This is a genomic window from Angustibacter sp. McL0619, from assembly GCF_049994355.1.
Lineage (GTDB): Bacteria > Actinomycetota > Actinomycetes > Actinomycetales > Angustibacteraceae > Angustibacter.
This window is the reverse complement of sequence record NZ_CP188257.1, coordinates 1,834,137-1,858,219: the sequence shown is the minus strand read 5'-3', so window position 1 is coordinate 1,858,219 and position 24,083 is coordinate 1,834,137. Positions and strand designations below refer to the sequence as shown.

Annotated in this window: 20 protein-coding genes; 9 read left to right on the top strand and 11 right to left on the bottom strand. The window is 73.3% G+C overall.

Translation table 11 applies throughout. The features are described from left to right. The first annotated feature begins 42 nt into the window (after positions 1–42). Genes ACPPVT_RS08585 through ACPPVT_RS08575 form a run of 3 tightly spaced genes read left to right on the top strand, consistent with a single transcriptional unit; the run spans position 43 to position 6,544 of the window. The gene (locus ACPPVT_RS08585) at positions 43–4,704 is read left to right on the top strand and encodes an ATP-dependent helicase (protein WP_426566580.1); all 4,662 of its coding nucleotides are present in this window, start codon (positions 43–45) and stop codon (positions 4,702–4,704) included. Between the two features lie 37 nt (positions 4,705–4,741). Next, on the top strand, positions 4,742–5,551 hold the full coding sequence (locus tag ACPPVT_RS08580; RefSeq protein ID WP_426566579.1) for an Fpg/Nei family DNA glycosylase: 810 nt from the start codon (positions 4,742–4,744) through the stop codon (positions 5,549–5,551). Between the two features lie 39 nt (positions 5,552–5,590). After that, positions 5,591–6,544, top strand: coding sequence for a ribokinase (locus ACPPVT_RS08575; protein ID WP_426566578.1), 954 nt, complete (start codon positions 5,591–5,593; stop codon positions 6,542–6,544). Between the two features lie 2 nt (positions 6,545–6,546). On the opposite strand, the gene ACPPVT_RS08570 is transcribed toward ACPPVT_RS08575, so the two are convergent. The 9 genes from ACPPVT_RS08570 to dapA all read right to left on the bottom strand — a co-directional run bounded on the left by ACPPVT_RS08570 (position 6,547) and on the right by dapA (position 18,182). After that, entirely contained in the window at positions 6,547–6,864 is a 318-nt protein-coding gene (locus ACPPVT_RS08570) for a helix-turn-helix domain-containing protein (RefSeq protein ID WP_426566577.1), read from the bottom strand. A gap of 127 nt (positions 6,865–6,991) precedes the next feature. Then, positions 6,992–7,492 carry a CinA family protein gene (locus ACPPVT_RS08565; protein ID WP_426567100.1) on the bottom strand — a complete coding sequence of 167 codons (501 nt, stop codon included), beginning with the start codon at positions 7,490–7,492 and terminating at the stop codon, positions 6,992–6,994. A gap of 25 nt (positions 7,493–7,517) precedes the next feature. Next, a complete protein-coding gene (gene pgsA / locus ACPPVT_RS08560) occupies positions 7,518–8,162 on the bottom strand; it encodes a CDP-diacylglycerol--glycerol-3-phosphate 3-phosphatidyltransferase (protein ID WP_426566576.1) in 645 nt (214 codons plus the stop codon). A gap of 46 nt (positions 8,163–8,208) precedes the next feature. Beyond that, positions 8,209–9,657: a 30S ribosomal protein S12 methylthiotransferase RimO gene (gene rimO / locus ACPPVT_RS08555; protein ID WP_426566575.1), complete on the bottom strand. Its 1,449-nt coding sequence runs from the start codon at positions 9,655–9,657 to the stop codon at positions 8,209–8,211. A gap of 72 nt (positions 9,658–9,729) precedes the next feature. Then, positions 9,730–10,689, bottom strand: coding sequence for a helix-turn-helix domain-containing protein (locus ACPPVT_RS08550; protein WP_426566574.1), 960 nt, complete (start codon positions 10,687–10,689; stop codon positions 9,730–9,732). A 137-nt stretch (positions 10,690–10,826) separates the two neighbouring features. Next, entirely contained in the window at positions 10,827–13,571 is a 2,745-nt protein-coding gene (locus ACPPVT_RS08545; RefSeq protein ID WP_426566573.1) for a DNA translocase FtsK, read from the bottom strand. A gap of 76 nt (positions 13,572–13,647) precedes the next feature. Beyond that, complete coding sequence (locus ACPPVT_RS08540; protein WP_426566572.1) at positions 13,648–15,459, bottom strand: diguanylate cyclase; 1,812 nt, start codon at positions 15,457–15,459, stop codon at positions 13,648–13,650. A gap of 117 nt (positions 15,460–15,576) precedes the next feature. Then, the gene (locus ACPPVT_RS08535; protein ID WP_426566571.1) at positions 15,577–17,262 is read right to left on the bottom strand and encodes a ribonuclease J; all 1,686 of its coding nucleotides are present in this window, start codon (positions 17,260–17,262) and stop codon (positions 15,577–15,579) included. Beyond that, the gene (gene dapA, locus ACPPVT_RS08530; protein WP_426566570.1) at positions 17,259–18,182 is read right to left on the bottom strand and encodes a 4-hydroxy-tetrahydrodipicolinate synthase; all 924 of its coding nucleotides are present in this window, start codon (positions 18,180–18,182) and stop codon (positions 17,259–17,261) included. Before dapA ends, ACPPVT_RS08535 begins: the two co-directional genes overlap by 4 nt. A 123-nt stretch (positions 18,183–18,305) precedes the next feature. Between dapA and ACPPVT_RS08525 the strand changes: the two genes are divergently transcribed. Beyond that, the gene (locus ACPPVT_RS08525) at positions 18,306–19,064 is read left to right on the top strand and encodes a thymidylate synthase (RefSeq protein WP_426567099.1); all 759 of its coding nucleotides are present in this window, start codon (positions 18,306–18,308) and stop codon (positions 19,062–19,064) included. Then, positions 19,061–19,576, top strand: coding sequence for a dihydrofolate reductase (locus ACPPVT_RS08520; RefSeq protein WP_426566569.1), 516 nt, complete (start codon positions 19,061–19,063; stop codon positions 19,574–19,576). The genes ACPPVT_RS08525 and ACPPVT_RS08520 overlap by 4 nt, the downstream gene beginning before the upstream one ends. 15 nt (positions 19,577–19,591) lie before the next feature. Here ACPPVT_RS08520 and ACPPVT_RS08515 read toward each other — a convergent pair whose 3' ends face one another. Continuing rightward, on the bottom strand, positions 19,592–20,266 hold the full coding sequence (locus ACPPVT_RS08515; RefSeq protein WP_426566568.1) for an HAD-IA family hydrolase: 675 nt from the start codon (positions 20,264–20,266) through the stop codon (positions 19,592–19,594). 33 nt (positions 20,267–20,299) lie between these two features. On the opposite strand from ACPPVT_RS08515, the gene ACPPVT_RS08510 reads away from it, so the two are divergent. Genes ACPPVT_RS08510 through ACPPVT_RS08495 form a run of 4 tightly spaced genes read left to right on the top strand, consistent with a single transcriptional unit; the run spans position 20,300 to position 23,074 of the window. Then, positions 20,300–20,851 (top strand): N-acetyltransferase family protein, encoded by a 552-nt coding sequence (locus ACPPVT_RS08510; RefSeq protein WP_426566567.1) that lies wholly within the window; start codon positions 20,300–20,302, stop codon positions 20,849–20,851. Next, a complete protein-coding gene (locus ACPPVT_RS08505) occupies positions 20,848–21,564 on the top strand; it encodes an AzlC family ABC transporter permease (RefSeq protein ID WP_426566566.1) in 717 nt (238 codons plus the stop codon). Before ACPPVT_RS08510 ends, ACPPVT_RS08505 begins: the two co-directional genes overlap by 4 nt. Further along, positions 21,561–21,887, top strand: coding sequence for an AzlD domain-containing protein (locus tag ACPPVT_RS08500; RefSeq protein WP_426566565.1), 327 nt, complete (start codon positions 21,561–21,563; stop codon positions 21,885–21,887). Before ACPPVT_RS08505 ends, ACPPVT_RS08500 begins: the two co-directional genes overlap by 4 nt. Next, a complete protein-coding gene (locus ACPPVT_RS08495) occupies positions 21,884–23,074 on the top strand; it encodes a heparan-alpha-glucosaminide N-acetyltransferase domain-containing protein (RefSeq protein WP_426566564.1) in 1,191 nt (396 codons plus the stop codon). Before ACPPVT_RS08500 ends, ACPPVT_RS08495 begins: the two co-directional genes overlap by 4 nt. Here ACPPVT_RS08495 and ACPPVT_RS08490 read toward each other — a convergent pair. After that, positions 23,064–24,074, bottom strand: coding sequence for a LacI family DNA-binding transcriptional regulator (locus tag ACPPVT_RS08490; RefSeq protein WP_426566563.1), 1,011 nt, complete (start codon positions 24,072–24,074; stop codon positions 23,064–23,066). The genes ACPPVT_RS08495 and ACPPVT_RS08490 overlap by 11 nt on opposite strands. Between the last annotated feature and the right edge of the window lie 9 nt (positions 24,075–24,083).

Genomic DNA, 24,083 nt, shown 5'->3' with positions numbered 1-24,083 from the left:
AGCATCGCACGGCGTCCGCTGTCGGCGGCGGGTGACACCATCATGGGCGTGCCCGACGTGCTGCAGCGTTTCTCCCCCGCCACCCGTGAGTGGTTCAGGGCTGCCTTCGCCGAGCCCACGGCCGCGCAGGTGGGCGCTTGGGACGCGATCAGCACCGGCCAGCACGCGCTGGTAGTGGCACCGACCGGCTCGGGCAAAACGCTGTCGGCGTTCCTGTGGGCGCTGGACCGGCTGGCCAGCGAGGCCGCGCCGGCCGAGCCGCTGCGCCGCTGCCGGGTGATCTACGTCAGTCCGCTGAAGGCGCTGGCGGTGGACGTCGAACGCAACCTGCGCGCGCCGCTGACCGGCATCGGCCACGCCGCCGCGAGGTTGGGCCAGCCGGTGCCGCAGGTCAGTGTCGGCGTGCGGTCCGGCGACACTCCGGCCAAGGAGCGACGCACGTTCGCTCGGACGCCCACCGACGTGCTGATCACGACGCCGGAGTCGTTGTTCCTGCTGCTGACGTCGCAGGCTCGCGAGGCGCTGGCTGGGGTGACGACCGTGATCCTCGACGAGGTGCACGCGGTGGCCGGCACCAAGCGCGGTGCGCACCTCGCCCTGAGCCTGGAGCGCCTGGACGCGCTGCTGCCTGAGCCGGCCCAACGCATCGGCCTGTCCGCCACGGTGCGTCCGGTCGACGAGGTGGCGCGCTACCTGGCCGGCGGGCGGCCGGTGACTGTCGTGCAACCGCCGTCCGACAAGGTGCTCGACCTGCGGGTCGTCGTCCCGGTGCCCGATCTGGGGGCGATCGGCGAGCCGACCGGCGACCTGGACGGCCCGGCCGCCGGCGATCCGGCGCGGACGTCGATCTGGCCGCACGTCGAGGAGCGGGTCGTCGACCTGGTCGCCGACCACTCCTCCACCCTGGTGTTCGCCAACTCCCGCCGGCTGGCCGAGCGGCTCACGGCCCGGCTCAACGAGGTGTGGCAGGAGCGGCTGGACGCCGCCGACCTCGCCGGCCCGGTCGACCGCCCTGAGCCGGACGCCGACCGCCCGGCACCGCGAACCCCCGCCCAGCTGATGGCGCAGGCCGGGTCCAGCGCCGGCGCGCCGCCCGTGCTGGCGCGGGCGCACCACGGCTCGGTCAGCAAGGAGCAGCGGGCCCTGATCGAGGAAGAACTCAAGGCGGGCCGGCTGCCCGCCGTGGTGGCCACCAGCTCGCTCGAGCTGGGGATCGACATGGGCGCCATCGACCTGGTGGTCCAGGTCGAGTCCCCGCCGAGCGTCGCGTCCGGGCTGCAACGCGTCGGCCGGGCCGGCCACCAGGTCGGCGCCGTCTCGCGCGGCGTGCTCTTCCCGAAGTTCCGCGGCGACCTGGTGCAGACGGCCGTGGTCGTCGAGCGCATGCGCAGCGGCGACATCGAGGCCCTGCGGCTGCCCGCCAACCCGCTCGACGTGCTGGCCCAGCAGGTGGTGGCGATGTGCGCCATGGACGACTGGGCGGTCGACGACCTGGCCGCCCTGGTCGGCCGCGCAGCGCCTTTCGCCACCCTCACCCGCGGCGTGCTTGATGCCGTGCTCGACATGCTCGCCGGGCGCTACCCGAGCGAGGAGTTCGCCGAACTGCGTCCGCGGCTCGTCTGGGACCGGCACACCGACCAGCTGACCGGCCGGCCCGGCGCCCAGCGCCTGGCCGTGACCAGCGGTGGCACGATCCCTGACCGCGGGTTGTTCGGGGTCTTCCTCGCAACCGGCGAGGGCCCCGGACGGCGAGTGGGTGAGCTCGACGAGGAGATGGTCTACGAGTCACGGGTCTCGGACGTCTTCACCCTCGGCTCGTCCTCCTGGCGGATCGAGGACATCACCCACGACCGGGTGCTCGTCACGCCCGCCCCCGGGCAGCCGGGCAAGCTGCCGTTCTGGCACGGCGACACGCTGGGGCGCCCGGCCGAGCTCGGCCGGGCGGTCGGGGCGTTCGTCCGCGAGGTCGGTGCGCTGGACGCGGACGCGGCTCGCGAGCGGGTACGCCGGGCCGGTCTGGACGAGTGGGCCACCGACAACCTGCTGGAGTACCTCGCCGAGCAGCGCGAGGCGAGCGGGCACCTGCCGGACGACCGCACCATCGTCGTCGAGCGCTTCCGCGACGAGCTCGGCGACTGGCGCGTGGTGGTGCACTCGCCGTTCGGCGCGCAGGTGCACGCACCGTGGGCGCTCGCGGTGAGCGCCCGCATGCAGGAGCGTTTCGGGGTCGACGTGCAAGCCATGCACGGCGACGACGGGCTCGTCCTGCGGCTGCCGGACGTCGAGCTGGACGACGGCCCTCCCGTGGACGTCGCGGCCCTGGTCACCTTCGACCCGGACGACGTGCACGACGTGGTCACCGAGCAGATCGGTGGCTCGGCGCTGTTCGCCTCGCGGTTCCGCGAGTGCGCCGGCCGCGCTCTGCTGCTCCCCCGTCGTCGGCCCGGGCAGCGCCAGCCCCTCTGGCAGCAGCGACAGCGCAGCGCCCAGCTGCTTCAGGTGGCCAGCGGCTACCCGGACTTCCCGATCGTGCTGGAAACCGTGCGTGAGTGCGTGCAGGACGTGTTCGACGTACCCGGTCTGGCAGACCTGATGCGCGAGATCGCGTCCCGCAAGATCCAGGTCGTCGAGATCGAGTCCAGCCAGCCCTCCCCATTCGCCCGCAGCCTGATGTTCGGCTACGTCGCCCAGTTCCTCTACGAGGGTGACTCCCCGCTGGCCGAGCGCCGGGCAGCCGCCCTCGCGCTCGACCCGACGTTGCTTTCCGAGCTGCTCGGCCGCGGCGAGGGCGCCGCGCTGCGCGACCTGCTCGACCCCGCGGCGGTCGAGCGGACCGAGCTCGAGCTGCAGCACCTGACGCCGGAGCGGGCGGCCCGGCACGCCGAGGACGTCGCCGACCTGCTGCGGGTGCTCGGGCCGCTGTCCACCGCAGAGGTCGCGGCGCGGGCCAAGCCGGCCGACGAGCCGACCGTGGCCGGGTGGCTCGCGTCGCTCGAGGCGGCCCGGCGGCTGATCCGGGTGCGGATCGCCGGCGAGCCACGCTGGTCGGTCGTCGAGGATGCCGGCCGGCTGCGCGACGCGCTCGGCGTGCCGTTGCCGGTGGGCATCCCCGAGGCGTTCATGGCGCCGGTGGCCGATCCGCTCGGCGAGCTGGTCTCGCGGTACGCCCGCACGCACGGCCCGTTCACCGTCGCCGAGGTCGCCGAGCGCTTCGGTCTGGGCGCGGCCGTCGCGGCCACCGCCACGACGCGGCTGGTGCGTTCCGGACGCTTGGTAGAGGGTGAGCTGCGACCCAGCGGTCAGGGGCTCGAGCTGTGCGACGCCGAGGTGCTGCGCTCGCTGCGCCGACGTTCGCTGGCCGCGCTGCGACAGCAGGTCGAGCCGGTGCCGGCCAGGGATCTCGCTCGATTCCTGCCGCAGTGGCAGGGACTGGCCGGTCGGCACGGTCGTGGCGCGGCCGGGCTGCTGCGCGCGGTCGAGCAGCTGGACGGCGCGGTGCTGCCCGCCAGCGCGGTGGAGACGCTGGTTCTGCCGCACCGGGTCACGGGCTACACGCCGGGCCTTCTCGATGAGTTCACTTCGTCCGGCGAGGTGCTCTGGTGCGGACGTGGCGCCCTACCCGGCGATGACGGCTGGGTGTCGCTGCACCTGGCCGACTCCGCCCCGCTGACGTTGCCGGAGCCGGCCGAGCTCGAGCTGACTCCCACCCACCAGGCGGTGCTGGACGCACTGTCCAGCGGCGGGGCGTTCTTCTTCCGGGCGCTGTCCGACGCGGTCGCGGCCACGGACGACACCGACCTCGCCGACTCCCTCTGGGACCTGGTCTGGTCGGGTCGGATCACCGGCGACACGCTCGCCCCGCTGCGGGCCCGGCTGTCCGGCGGGCGCACAGCGCACCGGCCGGGCCGAACCGGCCCTCGACGCAGCCGGTACGCCGCGCCGTCGAACGCCGCGTTCGGGTCGGGCCGGGTGAGCGGGGTGCGCCGTCCGGCGATGCCCAGCCGCTCGGGGCCGCCGACCGCTGCGGGACGCTGGTCGGTCCTGCCGACGGTCGAGACCGAGCCGACCGCGCGCGCAGCGGCCCTGGCCGAGACCCTGCTGGACCGGCACGGCGTCCTCACCCGAGGAGCAGTGACCGCCGAGGGCGCGCCCGGCGGGTTCGCCGCGGTCTACCGCGTGTTGTCCGCGTTCGAGGACGCCGGCCGAGTGCGCCGCGGCTACTACGTCGAAGGGCTCGGCGCGGCCCAGTTCGCCACCACCGGCCCGGTCGACCGCCTGCGCGCGCTCGAGGACGGACCGGCGACGACCCTGGTGGTCGCCGCGGCCGACCCCGCAAACCCCTACGGCGCGGCCCTGCCCTGGCCGGATCGCGGCCAGGGCGGCGCCGAGCTGGGCAGCGTGCAGCGGGCCACCCAGCACAAGCCGGGTCGCAAGGCCGGCGCGCTGGTGGTGCTCAACGACGGCGCGCTGGTGCTGTACGTCGAGCGTGGCGGCCGCACCCTGCTCTCGTTCACCGACGACGAGCAGCAGCTGTCCGCGGCGGCGGACGCGCTCGCGCTGGCGGTGCGCGAGGGTGCCCTCGGGCGACTTACCGTGGAGCGTGCCGACGGCGCCGGCCTGCTCGGCTCGGGCCACCCGATGGTCGCCGCGCTCGAGGCCGCCGGCTTCCACGCGACGCCCCGCGGCCTGCGGCTGCGTCGATGAGCCGTCGCTCAGGTGGCGGGTGAGGCGCCGGTGAGCCGTGCCCGAGGGTGACGTCGTCGCGCGCACGGCCGGCCGCCTGCATGAGGCGCTGGCCGGCCGCGTGCTCATCCGCAGCGACCTTCGCTGGCCGTCGCTGGCCACCGTCGACCTCACCGGCCGGAAGGTGCTCGAGGCGGTCCCGCGCGGCAAGCACCTGCTGCTGCGGCTCGACGGGCCGCCGCCGCTCACCCTGCACAGCCACCTGCGGATGGAAGGCTCCTGGCACCTGCATCGGACCGGCCAGCCCTGGCGGTCGCCGCGCAGCGCGGACGGAATCCGCGCGATCCTGGCCAACGAGGAGTGGACGGCGATCGGCCACCAGCTCGGGATGCTCGACCTGGTGCCGACGGCGGACGAGCGGTCGCTGGTCGGCCACCTGGGTCCGGACGTGCTCGGGGCAGACTGGGATGCGCCGGTGGTCCTCGCCGCATTGGCGCAGCAACCGACCCGTGCCATCGGCGAGGCGCTGCTCGACCAACGCGTGCTGGCCGGTATCGGCACGATCTACATGGCGGAGAGCCTCTTCCTGCACGGCACCAACCCGTGGACGCCGGCGGCCGACGTCCGAGCCCCGGACCGGCTGCTGGACCGCGTGCGCACCCTGATGAGCGCCAACCTCGAACGAGCCGCCGTGAGCACCACCGGCGAGACCCGCCACGGTCGCACCACGTGGGTGCACGGCCGAGCCCGCCAGCCGTGCCGGCGCTGCGGGACGACCATCCGGGTCGAGCCGATCGGTACCGCCCCGCACGATCGGGTCGCGTACTACTGCCCGAGCTGCCAGCCCGTGCCCAGCGGCACCTGCTGACCGAGGCAGCCTTCGCGCGGATCGGGCAGGATCAAGGTCATGGCCTCCCCCGCGATCGCCGTCGTCGGCAGCACCATGACCGATCTCGTCACGTACGTGCAGCGAGCACCCGAGGCCGGCGAGACCGTGGTGGGCGATCGTTTCGTCGTCGGGTACGGCGGCAAGGGCGCCAACCAGGCGGTGATGGCCCGCAGGCTCGGCGCCAGCGTGGCGTTCGTCGGCTGCCTCGGCGACGACTCGTACGGCGACCGCTACCTGGCGCACCTGGCCGACGAGGGGGTTGACGTGACGGCCGTGCACCGCGTGCCCTGCCCGAGCGGGGTGGCCCCGATCTGGGTCGAGCCGGACGGCACCAACCGGATCATCGTGGTCCCCGGCGCCAACGACGCCCTGACCCCGAGCCGCGCCCAGCAGGCGGTGCAGCAGTTGAGCGACGTGCAGGTCGTCGTGGGGCAGCTAGAGGTCCCCCAGGCGGCCACGGCGGCCGGCCTGGCCGCCGCCCGGCAGCGGGGTGCGATCACGGTGCTGAACCCGGCGCCCTACGCCTCGGTGTCGGCGGAGCTGCTGGCGCAGGCGGACTGGATGGTGCCCAACGAGGTGGAGTTCACCGAGCTCGCCCGGGAGCACCAGGTCGGCCCGGCGGATGGCGCCGACCCCCGGGACGAGGCTCAGGTCCGAGCCCTGGCCGAGGTGCTCGGCTGCGGGTTGGTGGTGACCCTCGGTGCGGACGGCGCCGCCGTCCTGGTCGGCTCGCAGGTGCACCGGGTGCAGGCTCCGGCCGTCCGAGCGGTCGACACCACGGGGGCCGGCGACGGCTTCGTCGGCGCGTTCGTCGTGGGCCTCGCGCAGGGGCTGGACCCGCTGGCGGCGGCACGGCTCGGCTGCGCCTGCGCGTCGTGGAGCGTCGAGCGGGACGGCACGCAGACGTCCTACCCGTCAGCGCAGCAGGCCACCGAGCTGCGAACCCGGCTGGCGGCCGAGCTTGAGACCTGAGGTCAGGCCGCGCTGACCAGGCTGTTGCTGATCGTCGCCGGTGCGACCGGCAGCGACGCGACGTGGGGCTGGCCGGTGGTGACGCGCTCGGCGTCCGCCACCCGCTCGCTGACCTGGCTGAGCACGCGGGACAGCGGCAGGTCCAGGGCGCCGCAGATAGAGGCCAGCAACTCGCTGGACGCCTCCTTCTGGCCACGCTCGACCTCGCTGAGGTACCCCAGCGACACCCGTGCCTTGGCCGAGACCTCGCGGAGCGTCCGGGCCTGCTGCTGGCGCTGCTCGCGCAGCACGTCGCCGATCTCCTGACGGAGCAGCACCATGACGCCTCCCTGGTCGGCCTCGGGCGGCCAAGCTCCTCGCCTGACCGCAGTCTCACCCTGCACGGACCACCGTACCTCGTCGGTACGGCAGCGGGCGCGCCCCCCGGAGCAAGGCACGCCGATCGGACTAACCTCGGCCCGGTCGTGGATCTTCCCGCCGCAGGTGCCGGACGGCGGCTGTGAGGGCCGTTCGCACCGTCGCCTCCCGCACGGCCCGGCGTCCGGCCACCGGATCCGTGGACGCGTCCAGCGACCAGCTGGCGCGGCCGTCGGCCAGTCCGATCCACACGGTCCCAGGCACCTGCCCGTCCTGCCCGTCGGGGCCGGCCACACCGGTCGTGGCCAGCGCGAGGTCGACTCCGAGCCGGCGGCAGACGCCGGCCGCCATCGCCGCGGCCACCGCCGGGTCGACGGCTCCGACCCTGGCGAGCAGGTCGCCGTCCACCCCGAGCAGGTCGTGCTTGACGTCCGTCGCGTACGAGACGACGCCACCGCGGAAGACCCGCGAGGCCCCCGGGACGTCCGTGATGGCGGCAGCGAGCAGTCCGCCGGTCAACGACTCCGCGGTGCCGATGGTCAGCCCCCGGTCGGCGAGCAGCTCAACGAGCTCGGCCGCACCCTCCAGCATGCGGTCGCTCGCACTGCCCGGACCGTCAGGCACCGGCCTGCCGGCGGGCGCGCTTGGCCAACGCCCGCGGGCTGGTCCGACGCAGCCGGACGGCGCGCACCACGTAGTCCACGCCGGTCACCAGAGTGATCGCCACGGCGACCGCCATCACCGACGCCGCCAACGGCAAAGGCACGACCTCGCGCGGCAGCACGTACAGCCCGATCGCGAGCGCCTGCACGAACGTCTTGACCTTGCCGCCTCGGCTGGCCGGCATCACCCCGTGTCGAATCACCATGAAGCGCAGCACGGTGATGCCGATCTCGCGGACCAGCACGACCACGGTGACCCACCAGGGCAGCTCGCCCAGCAGGGACAGCCCGACCAGCGCCATCCCGATCAGCGCCTTGTCGGCGATCGGGTCGGCGATCTTGCCCACGTCGGTGATCAGGCCGCGCTTTCGAGCCACCTCGCCGTCGAAGCGGTCGGTGATCGAGGCCACGAAGAACGCGATGAACGCGGCGACCCGCCAGCTCGCGTCCTGGCCGTCGTCGTGCAGCAGCAGCAGGCCGAACACCGGCACCAGCACCAGGCGGAGTCCGGTCAGCGCGTTGGCGACGTTCCAGATGGAGACCGGGACCGGTGTGGCGCCTGGCACGGCGGCTGACGGCCGCGGCCTCGACGCTGTCACGGCGCAACCCTACGTCACCACCCGTGCGGGACGGCTCGTCCGGCGGCTAGACCGGCCGGACGACCTCGGCGAGCAGGTCGACGCCCTCGCTGGCGACGACGCGGGCGGTGAGCAGGTCCCCGACCTGCAGCCCGTCCGCCGGCAGCCGCACCACGCCGTCCACATCCGGACCTTGGTGCGCCGCCCGACCCTCCGCCTCGCCGTCCTCGATCGACTCGACCAGCACGTCGACGCGCTCGCCGACCCGCTCCTCGGCGCGCTGCGCGGTCAGCTGTTCGACGAGGTCGGTGAGCCGGTTCACCCGGTCGGCGACGACGTCGCCGGCGAGCTTGCCGTCGTAGGACTCCGCCTCGGTGCCGTCCTCGTCGGAGTAGCCGAAGACGCCGACCACGTCCAGGCGGGCCGCAGTCAGGAACGCCTCGAGCTCGGCGACGTCGTCCTCGCTCTCGCCCGGGAACCCGACGATCACGTTGGAGCGCACACCGGCCGCCGGTGCGAGTGCCCGGACCTGCTCGAGCAGCCCGAGGAAGGACTCGGTGCCACCGAACCGGCGCATCCGGCGCAGCAGCGGTGCGGCCGCGTGCTGGAACGACAGGTCGAAGTAGGGCACCACCCCGGGGGTCGAGGTCATCGCCTCCAGCAGAGAGGGTCGCATCTCGGCCGGCTGCAGGTAGGAGACGCGCACCCGGTCGATGCCGTCCAGCGACGCCAGCTCCGGCAGCGTCGTCTCCAGCAGTCGCAGGTCGCCGAGGTCCTTGCCGTACGACGTGGAGTTCTCGCTGACCAGGAACAGCTCGCGCACGCCCTGCTCGGCCAGCCAGCGGGCCTCGGCCAACACGTCCGACGGGCGCCGGGACAGGTACGCGCCGCGGAACGCGGGGATGGCGCAGAACGAGCAGCGTCGGTCGCAGCCGGACGCGATCTTCAGCGGGGCCCACGGCCGGCCGTCGAGGCGGCGGCGCAGCACCCGAGGGCCGGACGCCGGAGCCAGCCCGGCCGGGAGGTCCGGGGCGCTCGCATGGCCCGGGACCGCGACGGCCCCCTCGCCGGCTGCGTCCTGGCGGCTGGCCGGGGTCAGCGGCAACAGCGTGCGCCGGTCTCGCGGGACGTGCGACGTGGGCCGCTCGCCGTGCAGGATCGCGTCCAGGTGCGCCGACATGTCCGCGTAGGAGTCGAAGCCGAGCACCGCGTCGGCCTCCGGCAGCGAGTCGGCCAGCTGCTTGCCGTAGCGCTCGGCCAGGCAGCCGACCGCCACCACGGCCCGCGTCCTGGAGTGGGCGTCGTCCTTGAGCTCGGAGGCCTCCAGCAGTGCGTCCACGGAGTCCTTCTTCGCGGACTCGACGAACCCGCAGGTGTTCACCACCGCGACGTCTGCCGACTCGGCGTCGTCAACGAGCGTCCAGCCGCCGGCCTCGAGCCGCCCCGCCAGCTCTTCGGAGTCCACCTCGTTGCGGGTGCACCCGAGGGTGACCAGGGCGACGGTGCGTGCGGGCATGGCGTCAACTCTACGGGGCTGCCGCGGCGCCGCCGACCAGCTCAGGGTCGACCACCCCGGCCGGGAAGACCGTCAGGCCGGGTCCTTCGGACCGAACTTCAGGCGGACGACCTGACCGTCGCCGCCCGGGGAGCCGATGGACTTGCCGTTGACGGTCAGCCGCACGGCGCCGGCGTTGCCCAGTGTCAGGCGCAGCCCCTTGCCGTCGCTGAACCGGCGTTTGTCGCCCTTTCCGAGCAGGCCGGAGAACATCTGCTTGCCGGCGGCGTCCCGGACCAGGACCCAGGAGTCGCCGGTGAACTTCAGCGCCACCGCGACGCCGGACGGCTCGGCGGTCGGCCTGGTCGTCGCACCGGTACCCGGGCCGGTCGACGGCGTGCTCGGCTCGGCCGTCGTACTCGGCTGGCCGGCAGGCGCCGACGTGACGGTCTGGGAGGGCGAGGCGACCTGGCTGGTACCGCGACCCGGCGAGCGCAGGTCGCCAACCACCTGGACGACCAGGAAGATCATCAGGGCCGCCAGGGCGGCGCCGATGAGCAGGGCAGGGTTGGGTCGCGAGCGCTCCAGCGGCACGTCCTTGGCGCCGCGGCGTGCGGGCAGCGGTGCCACCGGCCCCTTCACGACGCGAGGAGGGTGCTCGGTGGCGTTGGCCGATCCCGAGCCGTCGGGGACGGCGACCGGCGAGGCCAGGACGTCGTCCGGCCGCTCGACTGCGCCCTGGGTCGGCGCGCTGACCGGGCTGTGCGCGCGACCGGGGCTTGTGGGGCCCGTGGTCGCGTGCTGCTCGGAGAAGGCTGTCAGCAGCGGAGCGGCATCGAGGCCGACCTGCTTGGCATAGGCCCGCAGGTGGCCGCGGGCGTACACGTCACCGCCGCACAGCGCGAAGTCGTCGCGCTCGATGGCTCGCACCAGGGTCGCGCGCAGGTTGATGGCCGCGCCGACCTCGACCTCGGTCATCCCCCGTGCTTCGCGGGCCTGCTTCAGGGCAGCACCGATCGACGCGGCGCTCTCGCCGTGATCCTGCCCACTCATGCAGACGCCCTCCAACTCTCCGGCGACCCCACCATCCTACGGGCGAATCGGGCAGCCCGGTGACACGGCAGGACCCCGTCGGCAAGCCGATCAACGGGGCCGGCGAGCGGCCCACGAGCGCCCCTACGACGCCCTGCTCAGCGCCGGTCGGTGAGCTGCCAGGCGTCCTCGGAGTCGTCCGGCAGGTCGTCCTGCCCGGCGCCGTCCTCGTTATGCGAGGCCCTCGCCAGCAGCTCGTCGGCCAGGCTGGCGCGGTCGGTCGCGGCCGTCGGGACGGCGTCGGCGCTGGCGTCGTAGACGTCCTCGGACGGCGGCTCCTCGCCGCGCAGCAGCGCCAGCGTGGCCGGCAGGTCGTCGGCCTTGACCAGCACGTCGCGGGCCTTGCTGCCCTCGCTGGGACCGACGACACCGCGCGACTCCAGCAGGTCCATCAGGCGCCCGGCCTTCGCGAAGCCGACCCGCAGCTTGCGCTGCAGCATGGACGTCGAGCCGAACTGGGTGGTGACCACCAGCTCGGTCGCCTGCAGCAGCAGGTCGAGGTCGTCGCCGATGTCCTCGTCCACCTGCTTCTTCGCGTGCGCCACCACCACGTCGTCGCGGTAGCGCGGCTGCAGCTGCTTCTTGACGTGCTCGACGACCCTGGCGACCTCGCTCTCGGTGACCCAGGCACCCTGCACGCGCATCGGCTTGCTGACGCCCATCGGCAGGAAGAGCGCGTCACCCTGGCCGATCAGCTTCTCGGCCCCCGGCTGGTCCAGCACGACCCGGCTGTCGGCCAGGCTCGAGGTGGCGAAGGCCATCCGGCTGGGCACGTTGGCCTTGATCAGGCCGGTGACGACGTCCACGCTCGGCCGCTGGGTGGCCAGCACGAGGTGGATGCCGGCCGCGCGGGCGAGCTGGGTGATCCGAACGATGCAGTCCTCGACGTCGCGCGGGGCGACCATCATCAGGTCGGCCAGCTCGTCGACGATGATCAGCAGGTACGGGTAGGGCTTGACGACCCGCTCGCTGCCTGGCGGCGGGATGACCTTGCCGGCCCGGGCCGCGCGGTTGAAGTCGTCGATGTGCTTGAAGCCGAACGCGGCGAGGTCGTCGTAGCGGGTGTCCATCTCGCGGACCACCCACTGCAGCGCCTCGGCGGCCTTCTTCGGGTTGGTGATGATCGGCGTGATCAGGTGCGGGATGCCCTCGTAGCCGGTGAGCTCGACCCGCTTGGGGTCGACCAGCACCATCCGGACCTCGTCCGGCGTGCTGCGCATCAGGATCGAGGTGATCATCGAGTTCACGAAGCTGGACTTGCCGGCGCCGGTGGCGCCGGCGACGAGCAGGTGCGGCATCTTGGCCAGGTTGGCGATCACGTAGCCGCCCTCGACGTCCTTGCCGACGCCCATCACCATCGGGTGCGGGTTGTCTCGTGCCGTGGTGCTGCGCAGCACGTCGCCGAGGCTGACCTTCTCGCGGTCGGTGTTCGGGATCTCGATACCGATCGCACTCTTGCCCGGGATCGGCGACAGGATGCGGACGTCGGCGCTGGCCACGGCGTAGGCGATGTTCTTGCTCAGCGCGGTGACCCGCTCGACCTTGGTGCCCTTGCCGAGCTCGACCTCGTAGCGGGTCACCGTCGGGCCGCGGGTGAAGCCGGTGACCTGGGCGTCGATGTCGAACTGCTCCAGCACGCCGGAGAGCGCCTCGACCACCCGGTCGTTGGCGGTGCTGCGCGCCTTGTGCGGGCTGCCCGGCGCGAGGATCTCGTTGGCGGGCAACGTGTACGCCACGTCGCCGGCCAGCGCGAGCTGCTCGGTCCGGCGCGGGATCGGGTTGGTGGGCGGGGCCTGCGCCGCGGCCGGGTCGGCGGTCCTGTCGACCGCAGACGCAGCACCGTCCGCCGTCGCAGGCTCGACGGACTCCGCCACGCTGCCCGGGAAGCTGGACGCTACGGGCCGCTTCTGGCCGGGGCGCAGCGGGCGCCCGGCGGCGTCCACCACGGCTGCCTTCTCGAAGGCCTCGTCGCCGTCCCGCTCGCCGTCGGCCAGCGCAGCCGCGCCGCGCCGGCCACGCCTGCCGCGGGGTTTGGTCGCGTCGTCGTCCGTCAGGCCCTCCGGGCCGGTCTCGTCGTCGGCCGCGCCGGCGTTGCCGGTCAGGACGTCGACCAGGTGCCGTAGCCGGCTCGGGATCGCGTGCACCGGGGTCGCGGTGATCACCAGCACGCCGAAGAAGCCGACCAGTCCGAGGATCAGCCCGGCCCCCCAGGCGGTGATGGCCTGGTCGAGCGGGCTGGAGGCCAGGAACCCGATCATGCCGCCAGCGTCGCGCAGCTGGTCCCAGCCGTCGCTGACGTCCGGCAGTCCGCGGGCGATGTGCACCAGCCCGCAGGCCGCGACGGCCAGCGTAGTGAGTCCGATCGAGGCGCGGCTGTTGGCGTTGACCGCCTCCGGGTGCCGCAGCATGCGCAGCCCGAGGCCGAGCAGCACCAGCGGCAGCACGAGGGCGACCCGGCCGAAGGTGCCCGCCACGATTGCGTGCACGACCTCGCCGACCGGCCCGTCCAGCCCCCACCACTCCCGGGCGGCGACCACGACGGCGAGGGCGATGAGCGCGAAGCCGATCCCGTCGCGCCGGTGCGCCGGGTCCAGGTCGCGGGCGCTGTGCCCGATCCGGCGGGCGGTGCCGCCGGCCAGATGGGCGGTGCCCATCCACAGGCCGCGCAGGGCACGCAACGGAAGGGGCAGGCCGGAGCGTGCCTTGGCCGGCTTGCGGCCGGCCGGGCGCGTGGTCCCGCGTGAGCCGCCGGTGCCGCGGTTGGTCGTCCGCGTGCTGCCGGCCTTGCTGCTCGTGCGCGTGCTGCCCGACCGGCGTACGGGGGAAGACGTACGGGTCGCCATGATGAGCACGGTACCGCGCACGTCACAGATTTCCCGCGCGCCACACGCGACACAGCCGTCGCGGCCGACGCGCCACTCAGGCGGCCGAGGACTCCCGGTCGGCGCAGACCCGGTTGCGGCCCTCGTGCTTGGCGGCGTACAGCGCGGCGTCCGCGGCAGCGACCAGCGACGCCGGCATCGACGTCTGCGGTCCCAGCTCGGCCACATCGAACGAGGCGGTGACCGGGATCTCGCCCTCCACCGCGAAGACCGACTCGATGCGCGCGCGCAGCCGCTCGGCCACCTCCAGCGCACTGGCCAGGTTGCTCTCGCGCAGGATCACCGCGAGCTCCTCGCCGCCATAGCGGTACGCCGTGTCCGAAGCGCGCAGGTTCGCGCCGAGCACGTCGGCGACCGCCTGCAGCACCTCGTCACCCCGGGCGTGCCCGTACCGGTCGTTGACCCGCTTGAAGTGGTCCAGGTCGAGCATCACAAAGGCCAGCGGGCGCGCGTACCGGGCGCTGCGCTCGCACTCGACAGCCAGGTCGGCGTCCAGCCGGCGCCGGTTGGGCAGCTGGGTCAGCGCGTCGTGCTCGCTGGCGTGCGCCGCGTCCTCGTGCAGACGGGCCGCCTCCAGAGCTGTGGCCGCGTGCACCGCAAGCGTCTCCAGCACCTCGATGGAGGCGTCGACGAGCGGAGTGACGTCGTCCAGCTCTAGGTCCAGAACCCCGACCACCCGGGACCCGACCACGAGCGGCACGGCGAGGCGCTGGCCGGCGTCACCCAGGTCGGTGACCAGCCGGCTGTACTTCGCGGCCCGGCCGATCGGGCCGGAGCCGAGCGCGACCGGCGGGCGCGTCGCGCTGCCGGGAGCCCCACTGGCGAGGGACTCGACCAGCGAGCCACCATCCGGACTGGTCAGCCACACCGCCACCCGGTCGGCGCCGACGATGCGCCCGACCCCACCGACGACGGAGACGACCACGTAGTCCAGGTTCAGGCTGCCACCGATCTCGCGGACCATCGCCAAGATGCTGCGCAGCTGCTCGGACTGGGCCGAGATGTGCTCCTCACGGCGGGCGGCGGCCTCTCGCGCCGAGGCCAGCCGGGCGGTCATCCGGTTCAACCCGTCGACGACGTCGATCAGCTCGCGGGCGCCCTGCGTCCGGACCGGCTCGTCGTAGCGACCGTCGGCAGCAGCCTCCAGCCCGTCGAGCACGGCGTTGACCGGCGCCAGCACGTCGCGACGGAGCCTGCGGCGGCGGCGCAGCGCCACCACCAGGATGCCCAGCCCGGTGGCCATGCTGGCCCCCGCGACCAGGCTGAGCGCCACGACCTGCTGGTGTCGGGCGTGGGCGAGCTGCTCGGTGATCAGCGCCGCGGCGTCCGCGCGGGCGTCGCCGTACTGATCGAACAGGACCTTGTCGCGCAGCAGGAACGACAGGCGCTCGGGGCTGCCGACCGTTCCGGGAGCCAGGCCGCCGGCGGCCACCTGTGCCCACTCGCTGACCCAGCGCTGCTGGGCCAGCCGCAGGTCGATCAGCGCCTTGGTGAGCTCGCCGTCACCGTCGGTCTTCAGCAGCTGCGCGTTCGCCAGCTCCATGTCGCCGCGGGCCTTGTTGTAGGACGCCACGAACGACAGGTCGTTGGTGGAGACGAAGCCACGCAGGCTGCTCTCCTGGTTCAGCAGAGCGGTGTGCGCGGACTGGGTTGCAGCGAGCGCGTTCTCGTAGCGCTGCACCGTCCCGCTGGAGCTCGCAGTCAACCAGACCAGCAGCAACCCCACAGTGAGCACGACGACCGCGGAGCCGGCGATGACCAGTCGGAAGCTGCTGTCCACGACCGTGGCCAGGCTCGTCTCGCGGGCACGCCGACGAGACCGGGCGCGCAGCGCGCTCCAGGCCGGCATGGGCGATCTCCTCGTCGACCGCGGGTGATGGCAGTACGAGGTCTGTCGGTCGGTCGAAGGGCGACCTTGACCGGCCGGACAGGTGAGGCCGTGGCGCTCGGCGGCGGGGCGCGGTGATCAGGCGCTGACGACGACCGGGATGATCATCGGACGACGACGAAGCTTGCCGCCGACCCAGCGGCCGACCACGCGGCGAACAACCTGCTGGAGCTGGTAGCTGTCGGCGTTGCCCTGGTCGATCGCCTCGGCCAGCGCCGCCTCGATCTGCGGCAGGATCCCCTCGAACACCTCGTCGCCCTCGGCGAAGCCGCGCGCGTGGATCTCCGGCCCGGCGACCACCTTGCCGGACACCGAGTCCACCACCACGACGATCGAGATGAACCCCTCCTCGCCGAGGATGCGGCGGTCCTTCAGATCCGCGTCGGTGATCTCCCCCACGCTCGAGCCGTCCACGTAGACGTAGCCACAGGGCACCGCGCCGACCACCTTGGCGACGCCGTCGACGAGGTCGACGACCACGCCGTCCTCGGCCATCACGACCCGGTCGAACGGGATCCCGGTGGACACCGCGATGTCCCGGTTGGCCACCAGGTGGCGGGTCTCGCCGTGCACCGGCATCACGTTGCGCGGCCGCAGGATGTTGTAGCAGTAGAGAAGCTCGCCGGCACTGGCGTGGCCCGAGACGTGCACCTTGGCGTTGCCCTGGTGCACGACCTTGGCGCCGAGCCTGGTCAGCCCGTTGATCACCCGGAAGACCGCGTTCTCGTTGCCCGGGATCAGCGAGGAGGCCAGCACGACGGTGTCGCCCTCGTTGATCCGCACCCGGTGGTCGTTGCCGGCCATCCGGGACAGCGCGGCCATCGGCTCGCCCTGCGAGCCGGTGCACATCAGCACGACCTGGTCGTCCGGCAGGTCGTCCACCGCCTTGACGTCGATGAGCACGCCGTCCGGCACGTTCAGGTAGCCGAGGTCACGCGCGACGCCCATGTTGCGCACCATGGAGCGGCCGACCAGGGCGACCCGGCGTCCGTGCGCGTGCGCGGCGTTGAGCACCTGCTGCACCCGGTGCACGTGCGAGGCGAACGAGGCCACGATCAGCCGGCGCTCGGCCCCGGCGAAGACACGGTCCAGCACCGGCGCGATCTCGCGCTCGGACACCGTGAAGCCGGGCACCTCGGCGTTGGTGGAGTCGACCATGAACAGGTCGACGCCGGCCTCGCCCAGCCGGGCGAAGGCGCGCAGGTCGGTGATCCGGCCGTCCAGCGGCAGCTGGTCCATCTTGAAGTCACCGGTGTGCAGCACCGTGCCGGCGCCGGTGGTGACGGCGACGGCGAGCGCGTCCGGGATCGAGTGGTTGACCGCCACGAACTCGCAGGCGAACGGCCCGAACTGCTCGGTCTGACCCTCGCGCACGCCCAGGGTGAGCGGGGTGATCCGGTGCTCCTTCAGCTTGGCCTCGACCAGCGCCAGGGTCAGCTGCGAGCCGACCAGCGGGATGTCCTTGCGCAGCCGCAGCAGGTAGGGCACCGCGCCGATGTGATCCTCGTGGCCGTGGGTGAGCACGACCGCGACGATGTCGTCGAGGCGGTCGGAGATGTAGTCGAAGTCCGGCAGGATCAGGTCGACCCCGGGCTGGTGGTCCTCGGGGAACAGCACCCCGCAGTCGATGATCAGCAGCTTGCCGTCGAACTCCAGCACCGCCATGTTGCGGCCGACCTCGCCCAGGCCGCCGAGCGGGACGACGCGCAGGGCACCGGGTGCGAGCGGCGGCGGTGGCGTCAGCTCGGGGTGGGGATGGCTCACGCGCGTGCCTCCAGAAGGGCGGACTCGGAAAGGTCGGTCTTGAGCAGCGAGATCTCGTCCGAGGTGGCCTCGACCAGGGGCAGCCGGACGGCACGCGAGCTCAGCACACCCTGCAGCTGCAGCGCGGCCTTGGCCATGATCGCCCCCTGGGTGCGGGTCATGATCCCGCGCACGGCCGGCAGCAGCTCGCGGTAGATCCGCTGCGCGGTGTTCAGGTCACCGCCGAGGGCGGCCTCGACCATCGCGCGGTACTGCGGCGAGGCCACGTGCGAGACGACGCTGACCATGCCGGCCGCGCCGTGCGCGAGCCAGGCCAGATTCGCCGCGTCGTCGCCGGAGTAGTAGGCCAGGTCGGTCCGGGCCATCACCCAGGCACCCTCGTAGAGGTCGCCCTTGGCGTCCTTCACAGCGACGATCCGCTCGTGCTCGGCGGCCCGGACCAGCGTCTCGGTGCGGATCGGCGTACCGGTCCGCGTCGGGATGTCGTACAGCATCACCGGCAGGTCGGTGGCGTCGGCCACGGCGGTGAAGTGGGCCAGCACGCCGGCCTGGGGCGGCTTGCTGTAGTACGGCGTGACGGAGAGCAGCCCGTGCGCGCCGGCCTCGGCCGCCTGTCGGGCCGACTCGACGCTGTGCGCGGTGTCGTTGGTGCCGACGCCGGCCACCACGAGCGCACGGTCGCCGACCGCCTCGAGGACGGCCCGGATGAGCCGGACCTTCTCGGCGTCGGTAGTGGTGGGTGACTCCCCGGTGGTGCCGCTGACCACGATGCCGTCGTTGCCGTGGTCGACCAGGTGGGTCGCCAAGGCCTGCGCCGCGGTCAGGTCGAGGGCGCCGTCGTCGGTGAACGGGGTGACCATCGCGGTCAGGACGCGACCGAACGGTGCCGGGCTGAGATCGGCCGAAGGCGTGCTGGGCATGTCACCAACCTACCGCCGCCGCGCTTCTCGGCGCGGCACCGGCCGACCGTCGTAGCCGCTGGTTACCCTGACCAGGTGGACCGCCAGCCAGACACCCAGTACGAGAACCTGCTCCGGCACGTGATGGAGCACGGCACGGTGAAGGGCGACCGGACCGGCACCGGCACCCGCAGCGTCTTCGGTCACCAGCTGCGCTACCCGCTGGCCGAGGGCTTCCCGATGGTCACCACCAAGCGGGTGCACTTCAAGTCGGTCGCGCTCGAGCTGCTCTGGTTCCTGCGCGGGGAGGGAAACGTTCGCTGGCTGCAGGAGCGCGGCGTCTCGATCTGGGACGAGTGGGCGGACGCGGACGGCGACCTCGGCCCGGTCTACGGCGTGCAGTGGCGGTCCTGGCCGACCCCGGACGGGCGGCACGTCGACCAGGTCTCGCAGGTGCTCGAGCAGCTGCGCACCGACCCCGACTCGCGCCGGATCATCGTGTCCGCGTGGAACGTCGCGGACATCCCGCAGATGGCGCTCGCCCCGTGCCATGCGTTCTTCCAGTTCTACGTCGCCGACGGTCGGCTGTCCTGCCAGCTCTACCAGCGCAGCGCCGACCTGTTCCTGGGCGTGCCGTTCAACATCGCGAGCTACGCGCTGCTGACCCAGATGATCGCCCAGCAGGTCGGCCTCGAGCTCGGCGACTTCGTCTGGACCGGCGGCGACTGCCACATCTACGACAACCACGTCGACCAGGTCCGCGAGCAGCTCGGCCGCACGCCATATCCGTTCCCGCGTCTCGAGCTGCACAAGGCGGCGTCGCTGTTCGACTACGACTACGACGACCTGACCGTCGTGGACTACCAGCACCACCCGGCGATCAAGGCACCGGTGGCTGTGTGAGGGTCGCGATGGTGTGGGCGCAGGCCCGCGGCGGCGTGATCGGGCGGGACAACGGGTTGCCGTGGCACCTGCCTGAGGACCAGAAGCACTTTCGCGAGCTGACCACCGGCGGCACCGTCCTGATGGGACGCGCCACCTGGGAGTCTCTGCCGCAACGGTTCCGGCCGCTCCCGGGCCGGCGCAACGTCGTGATCACCCGCCAGCGGGACTACCAGGCTCCCGGCGCGAGCGTTCGGCACGACGTGGCGGCGGCGATCGCGGACGAGCTCGCCACCGGCGTCGGGCCGCTCTGGGTGATCGGCGGCGAGCAGGTCTACCGCGCCACGATGCCCCTGGCCGACACGCTGGTGGTCACCGAGATCGACCAGGACGTCGACGGGGACGCGTACGCGCCGCAACCGGACGAGCGCGAGTGGTCGCTGGTGCAGGCCGACCCGGGGCAGGGATGGCTGGAGTCGGCCAGCGGACTCGCGTACCGCTTCCTGCGGTACGAGCGCGTTGCGACCACCTGATCACCTGACCAAATGTCAGGCGGACCGGCGCACCACCCGGACGCCGTCCGACGTCGAGCGCAGCTCGACGTCGGCCAGGCTGGTGACCACCAGGTCGGCGTCCAGGTCGGCCGCCGCGGTCGTGGTGGTGACCGCGAGAGTGGCCATCCCGGCCGCCCGGGCCGACGCCAGGCCCATCGGTGCGTCCTCGACCACCAGGCAGTCCCCCGGCGGCACGCCCAGCCGTTCGGCGCCGAGCAGGAAGGGCTCCGGATCCGGCTTGCCGTGGGTCACGTCGTCCGCGGTCACCACCGCACCGGGCGGCTGCAGTCCGGCGGCACCGATCCGGGCCTCGGCCAGCAGGCGCGTGCACGAGGTGACCACCGCGGCCCGGCCGGCCGGCAGCGCGGCCAGCGCCTCCGCCGCGCCGGGCAGCCCGACGACCCCGGTCACGTCGGTCAGCTCCAGGTCGTCGATCCGCTGGGACGCGCTGTCCACCTGGTCCGGATGCACGAGCTGGCTCACGATCTGCCGAGCGGGGACCCCGTGAAACCCCTGCAGCCGCAACGGGTCGACGTCGTGCTCGATCGCCCAGGTGACCCAGCTGCGCAGCACCGCGGCGGTCGAGTCCACGAGCGTGCCGTCCAGGTCGAAGAGCACCGCGGCGAACGTGCGGTCGGCGAGGTCGGTGCGGGGCAGCTGATCGGTCACGGGCCTGACCCTACGTGCTGCGAGAATGCCACGATGAGCACCCCGACCCCCGACGCCGGCGTCCGCCCCGCACGCCCGCAGGACGCCGACGCCATCGGCCGGGTGCACGCCCAGGCCTGGCAGGCGAGCTACGCGGACCTGCTGCCGAGCCGGGCCGATGCCGCCCTGGCGCCACAGGCGCTGGCCGCGTCCTGGCTGGCCGCCGTCAGCGATCCGCCATCCGCCGACCACCGAGTACTGGTGGCCACCGCGGGACCGGACGTGGTGGCCTTCGCCGCGATCAGCCCGGGCACCGACGCGGACGCGACCCCCGGTCAGGACGCCGAGCTCCTCGTACTGCTGGTCGAGCCGGGCAGCACCGGTCGCGGCCACGGGTCCAGACTGCTGAATGCCAGCGCAGACACCCTGCGGGACAACGGTTTCACCGTCCTGCGGGCCTGGGTCCCCGAGCCCGACACCGACCGGCAGCGCTTCCTGTCCGCGGCCGGCTTCAGCGCGGACGGCGCGAGCCGGGTGCTGGACGCCTCGGGCGACGGCACGTCGACCGTGCGCGAGCTGCGCTGGTCCGCGGCGATCGGCCGGTGACGGCGCCCCCCGACGCGTTGCCGCAGGCCCGGCGACGCGCCGTCCTGCGCCAGAGCGTGGCCGTCGGCGTCGCCACCGGGCTGTACGGGATCAGCTTCGGCGCACTGTCCGTGGCCGCGGGAATCGGCTTCTGGCCGACCGTCGCGCTGTCCGCGCTGCTGTTCACCGGCGGCTCGCAGTTCGCCTTCGTGGGCGTGGTCGCGGCCGGCGGTGGACCAGCCGCGGCGGTCGCGACGTCCACCATGCTGGGGGTTCGCAACGGCCTGTACGGGATGCAGGTGGCCCAGTGGCTGCACGCCCATGGCCCGCGCCGGCTGGCGGCCGCCCAGCTGACCATCGACGAGTCGTTCGCGGTGGGCAGCGGGCAGCCCGAGCCCGCGGCCCGCACGCTCGGGTTCTGGGTGACCGGGGCGGCCGTGTACGTCGGCTGGAACCTGATGACGGCCTTGGGCGCGCTGATCGGCGACCGGCTCGGCGACCCCCGCCGCTACGGGCTGGACGCGATGGCCGCCGCCGCGTTCGTCGCCCTGCTCTGGCCACGGCTCACCTCGCGGGAGCCCCGGGTGGTCGCCGTGATGGCCGCGGCGCTCGCCCTGGTCTGCGTACCGGTGCTGCCGGCCGGACTCCCGATCCTGGCGGCCGGGCTGGTGGCGGTCGCGGCCGCCGTCTGGCAGCACCAGCGCTCACCGACCGCCCACCGGGGAACGTCATGACCGACAGCGTGCTGCTCGTGGCGGTGCTGCTGGCGTGCCTGCTGTCCTTCCTGACCAAGCTGGCCGGTCACCTGGTACCACCCCGGTTGCTGCTCGGCCCGCTCTCGTCGCGCGCGCTGACGTTGCTGCCGGTCTGCCTGCTCGCCGGGCTGGTGGCCGTCCAGGCGTTCGCCGCTCCGGGGGGCCACCTTGTGCTGGACGCCAGGGTCGCCGGTCTCGCTGCAGCCGTGGTCGCCCTGCTGCTGCGGGCACCGTTCCTGGTGGTGATCCTGGTCGCCGCGGCGGTGGCGGCCGGGCTGCGGGCTCTGGGCTGGGCGGCATGAGGACGGGCACCCACCCGGGGTTGAAGGGGGCGCGACTGCGTGGCGTCGACGTCGCGCGGGCCGTGGCGCTGATCGGCATGATGGGCACCCACCTGCTTCCCGAGCTGGACGCGCAGGGCCGGGTCACCCCCTGGTTCTGGTTCGCCGGCGGCCGCGCCTCGGCACTGTTCGCGGTGCTGGCCGGGGTCAGCCTGGCCTTGTCCACCGGCGGTCGCACACCCCGGCTGCGGCCGGCCCGGGCAGTCGTCGTGCGGGTCGTCGTCCGGTCCGCGGCGATCGCGGTCGTCGGGCTGGCGCTGGTGCAGCTGGACCCGCCCATCGCGGTGATCCTGGTGAACTACGCGCTGCTGTTCGTGCTGGGACTTCCCCTGCTGTGGCTGCGCCCGGCCCTGCTGCTGGCCGGCGGCGCGGCCTGGGCGCTGGTGATGCCGCTGGTCAGCCAGTCGTGGCGGCTGAACCTGCCTCCCGGCCCCGGGCCGCAACCCGCGTTCCACGACGTGCTGGACCAGCCCTTGGACCTGCTGACCCGGCTGACGCTGACCGGCTACTACCCGGTGCTGACCTGGTTGGCCTACCTCGCGGTGGGCGTCGCTGTCGGACGGATGTCGTTGCGCCGCAAGCGGACCGCCTGGACGCTGACCATCACCGGTGCAGGGCTGGCGGTGGCCGCGATGCTCGTGTCCCGGTGGCTGCTGGACGTCGCAGGCTGGCAACGGCTGGTCGTCGCCGGTCCGCAGCAGGTCGTCCTGCCGTCCCTGGGAGCAGGCCAGCTGGAGCTGCGGGGCCTCTACGGCACCACGCCCACGACGTCCTGGTGGTGGCAGGTGGTCGCCAGCGCGCACTCGGGCACGACGCTGGACCTGGTCGGCGCCATCGGGTCGGCGCTGCTGGTGCTGGGACTCGCACTGCTCGTCTGCGACCGCCGGCTCGGCCGGCTCGGCGACGGTGTGGTGGGCGCCCTGGCGGCCACCGGGTCGATGACCTTGACCCTGTACACCGTGCACGTGGTGGCCGCCGACGCCCAGCAGCACGTCGTGCACCGAGGGATGCTGCTGGCCACCCACGTCGCGGTGGCTGTGCTGCTGGCTGTGCTGTGGCGGCGCTCGTTCGCCCGCGGCCCGATGGAGCAGGTGGTGCACACACTCAGCACCGCCGCAGCCGCCGGCTTCGGACGGGTCAGGGCCTAGGCGGCGCGGCGGTCGAGCGCCGCTCGACGAGCGTGACGGGCACCGTGGCGACCTCGTGGCCGGTCGGCAGTCCGGCCACGGTGGACAGCAGCAGCCGGGTCGCCATCCGGCCCTGCTCGTCCACCGGCTGGGCGATCGTGGTCAGGCCGTGCAGCTCGGCCAGCTCGTGGTCGTCGATGCCGACCACCGAGACATCCCGCGGCACGGACAGTGCGAGCTCGCGGGCAGCTGCCATCACGCCCAGCGCGAGCTCGTCGGACGCCGCGACCACCGCCGTCGGTCGGTCCGCGCGGGACAGCAGCTCCCGGCCGGCGTCCAGACCGCTGCGCGCCGACCAGTCCCCCATCACGAAGGACCCGGGATCGACGTCCAGGCCGTGACGACCCATCGTGTCGCGGAACCCCTTGGCCCGGTCGGCTGGGGTCGGGAAGTTCATGGCGGGCACGGAGTCACCCCCTACGTAGCCGATCCTGCGGTGCCCCAGGCGGATCAGGTGCTCGGTGGCGATGCTGGTGGTGGCGATGTCGTCGATCCGTACGCACGGCCAGTCCTGGTCCGGGACGCCGACCGTCACCACCGGCATCTGCAACCGCTGCAGCAGCTCTCGCTCCGGCTGCTGCAGGCGCAACGAGAGGATCAGCACCCCGTCAACCCGTTTGAACAGCATGCGGGAGTCCAGCAGGGTTGCCCGGTTCGGGCCTTCGTCACGGACATCCAGGAGCAGGACGTGGAACCCTTTGTCACGCAGCACCTGGGACGCCCCGCTGATCAGGTGCGCGAAGTACCAGCGCGTGACGTACGGCACGACCACCGCCACGACGTGCGTCTTGCCGGACGCCAAGCTCGACGCCGTCGGGGACGGCATGTAGTCCAGCGACTTGGCGGCTCGCAGAACGCGGTCGCGGGTCTGCGGGCTGACCCGGTCCAGCCCGCGCAGGGCGCGTGACACCGTCGCGACCGAGACGCCGGCCGCCCGGGCGACGTCCGAGATGGTTGTCACGACGGCCCG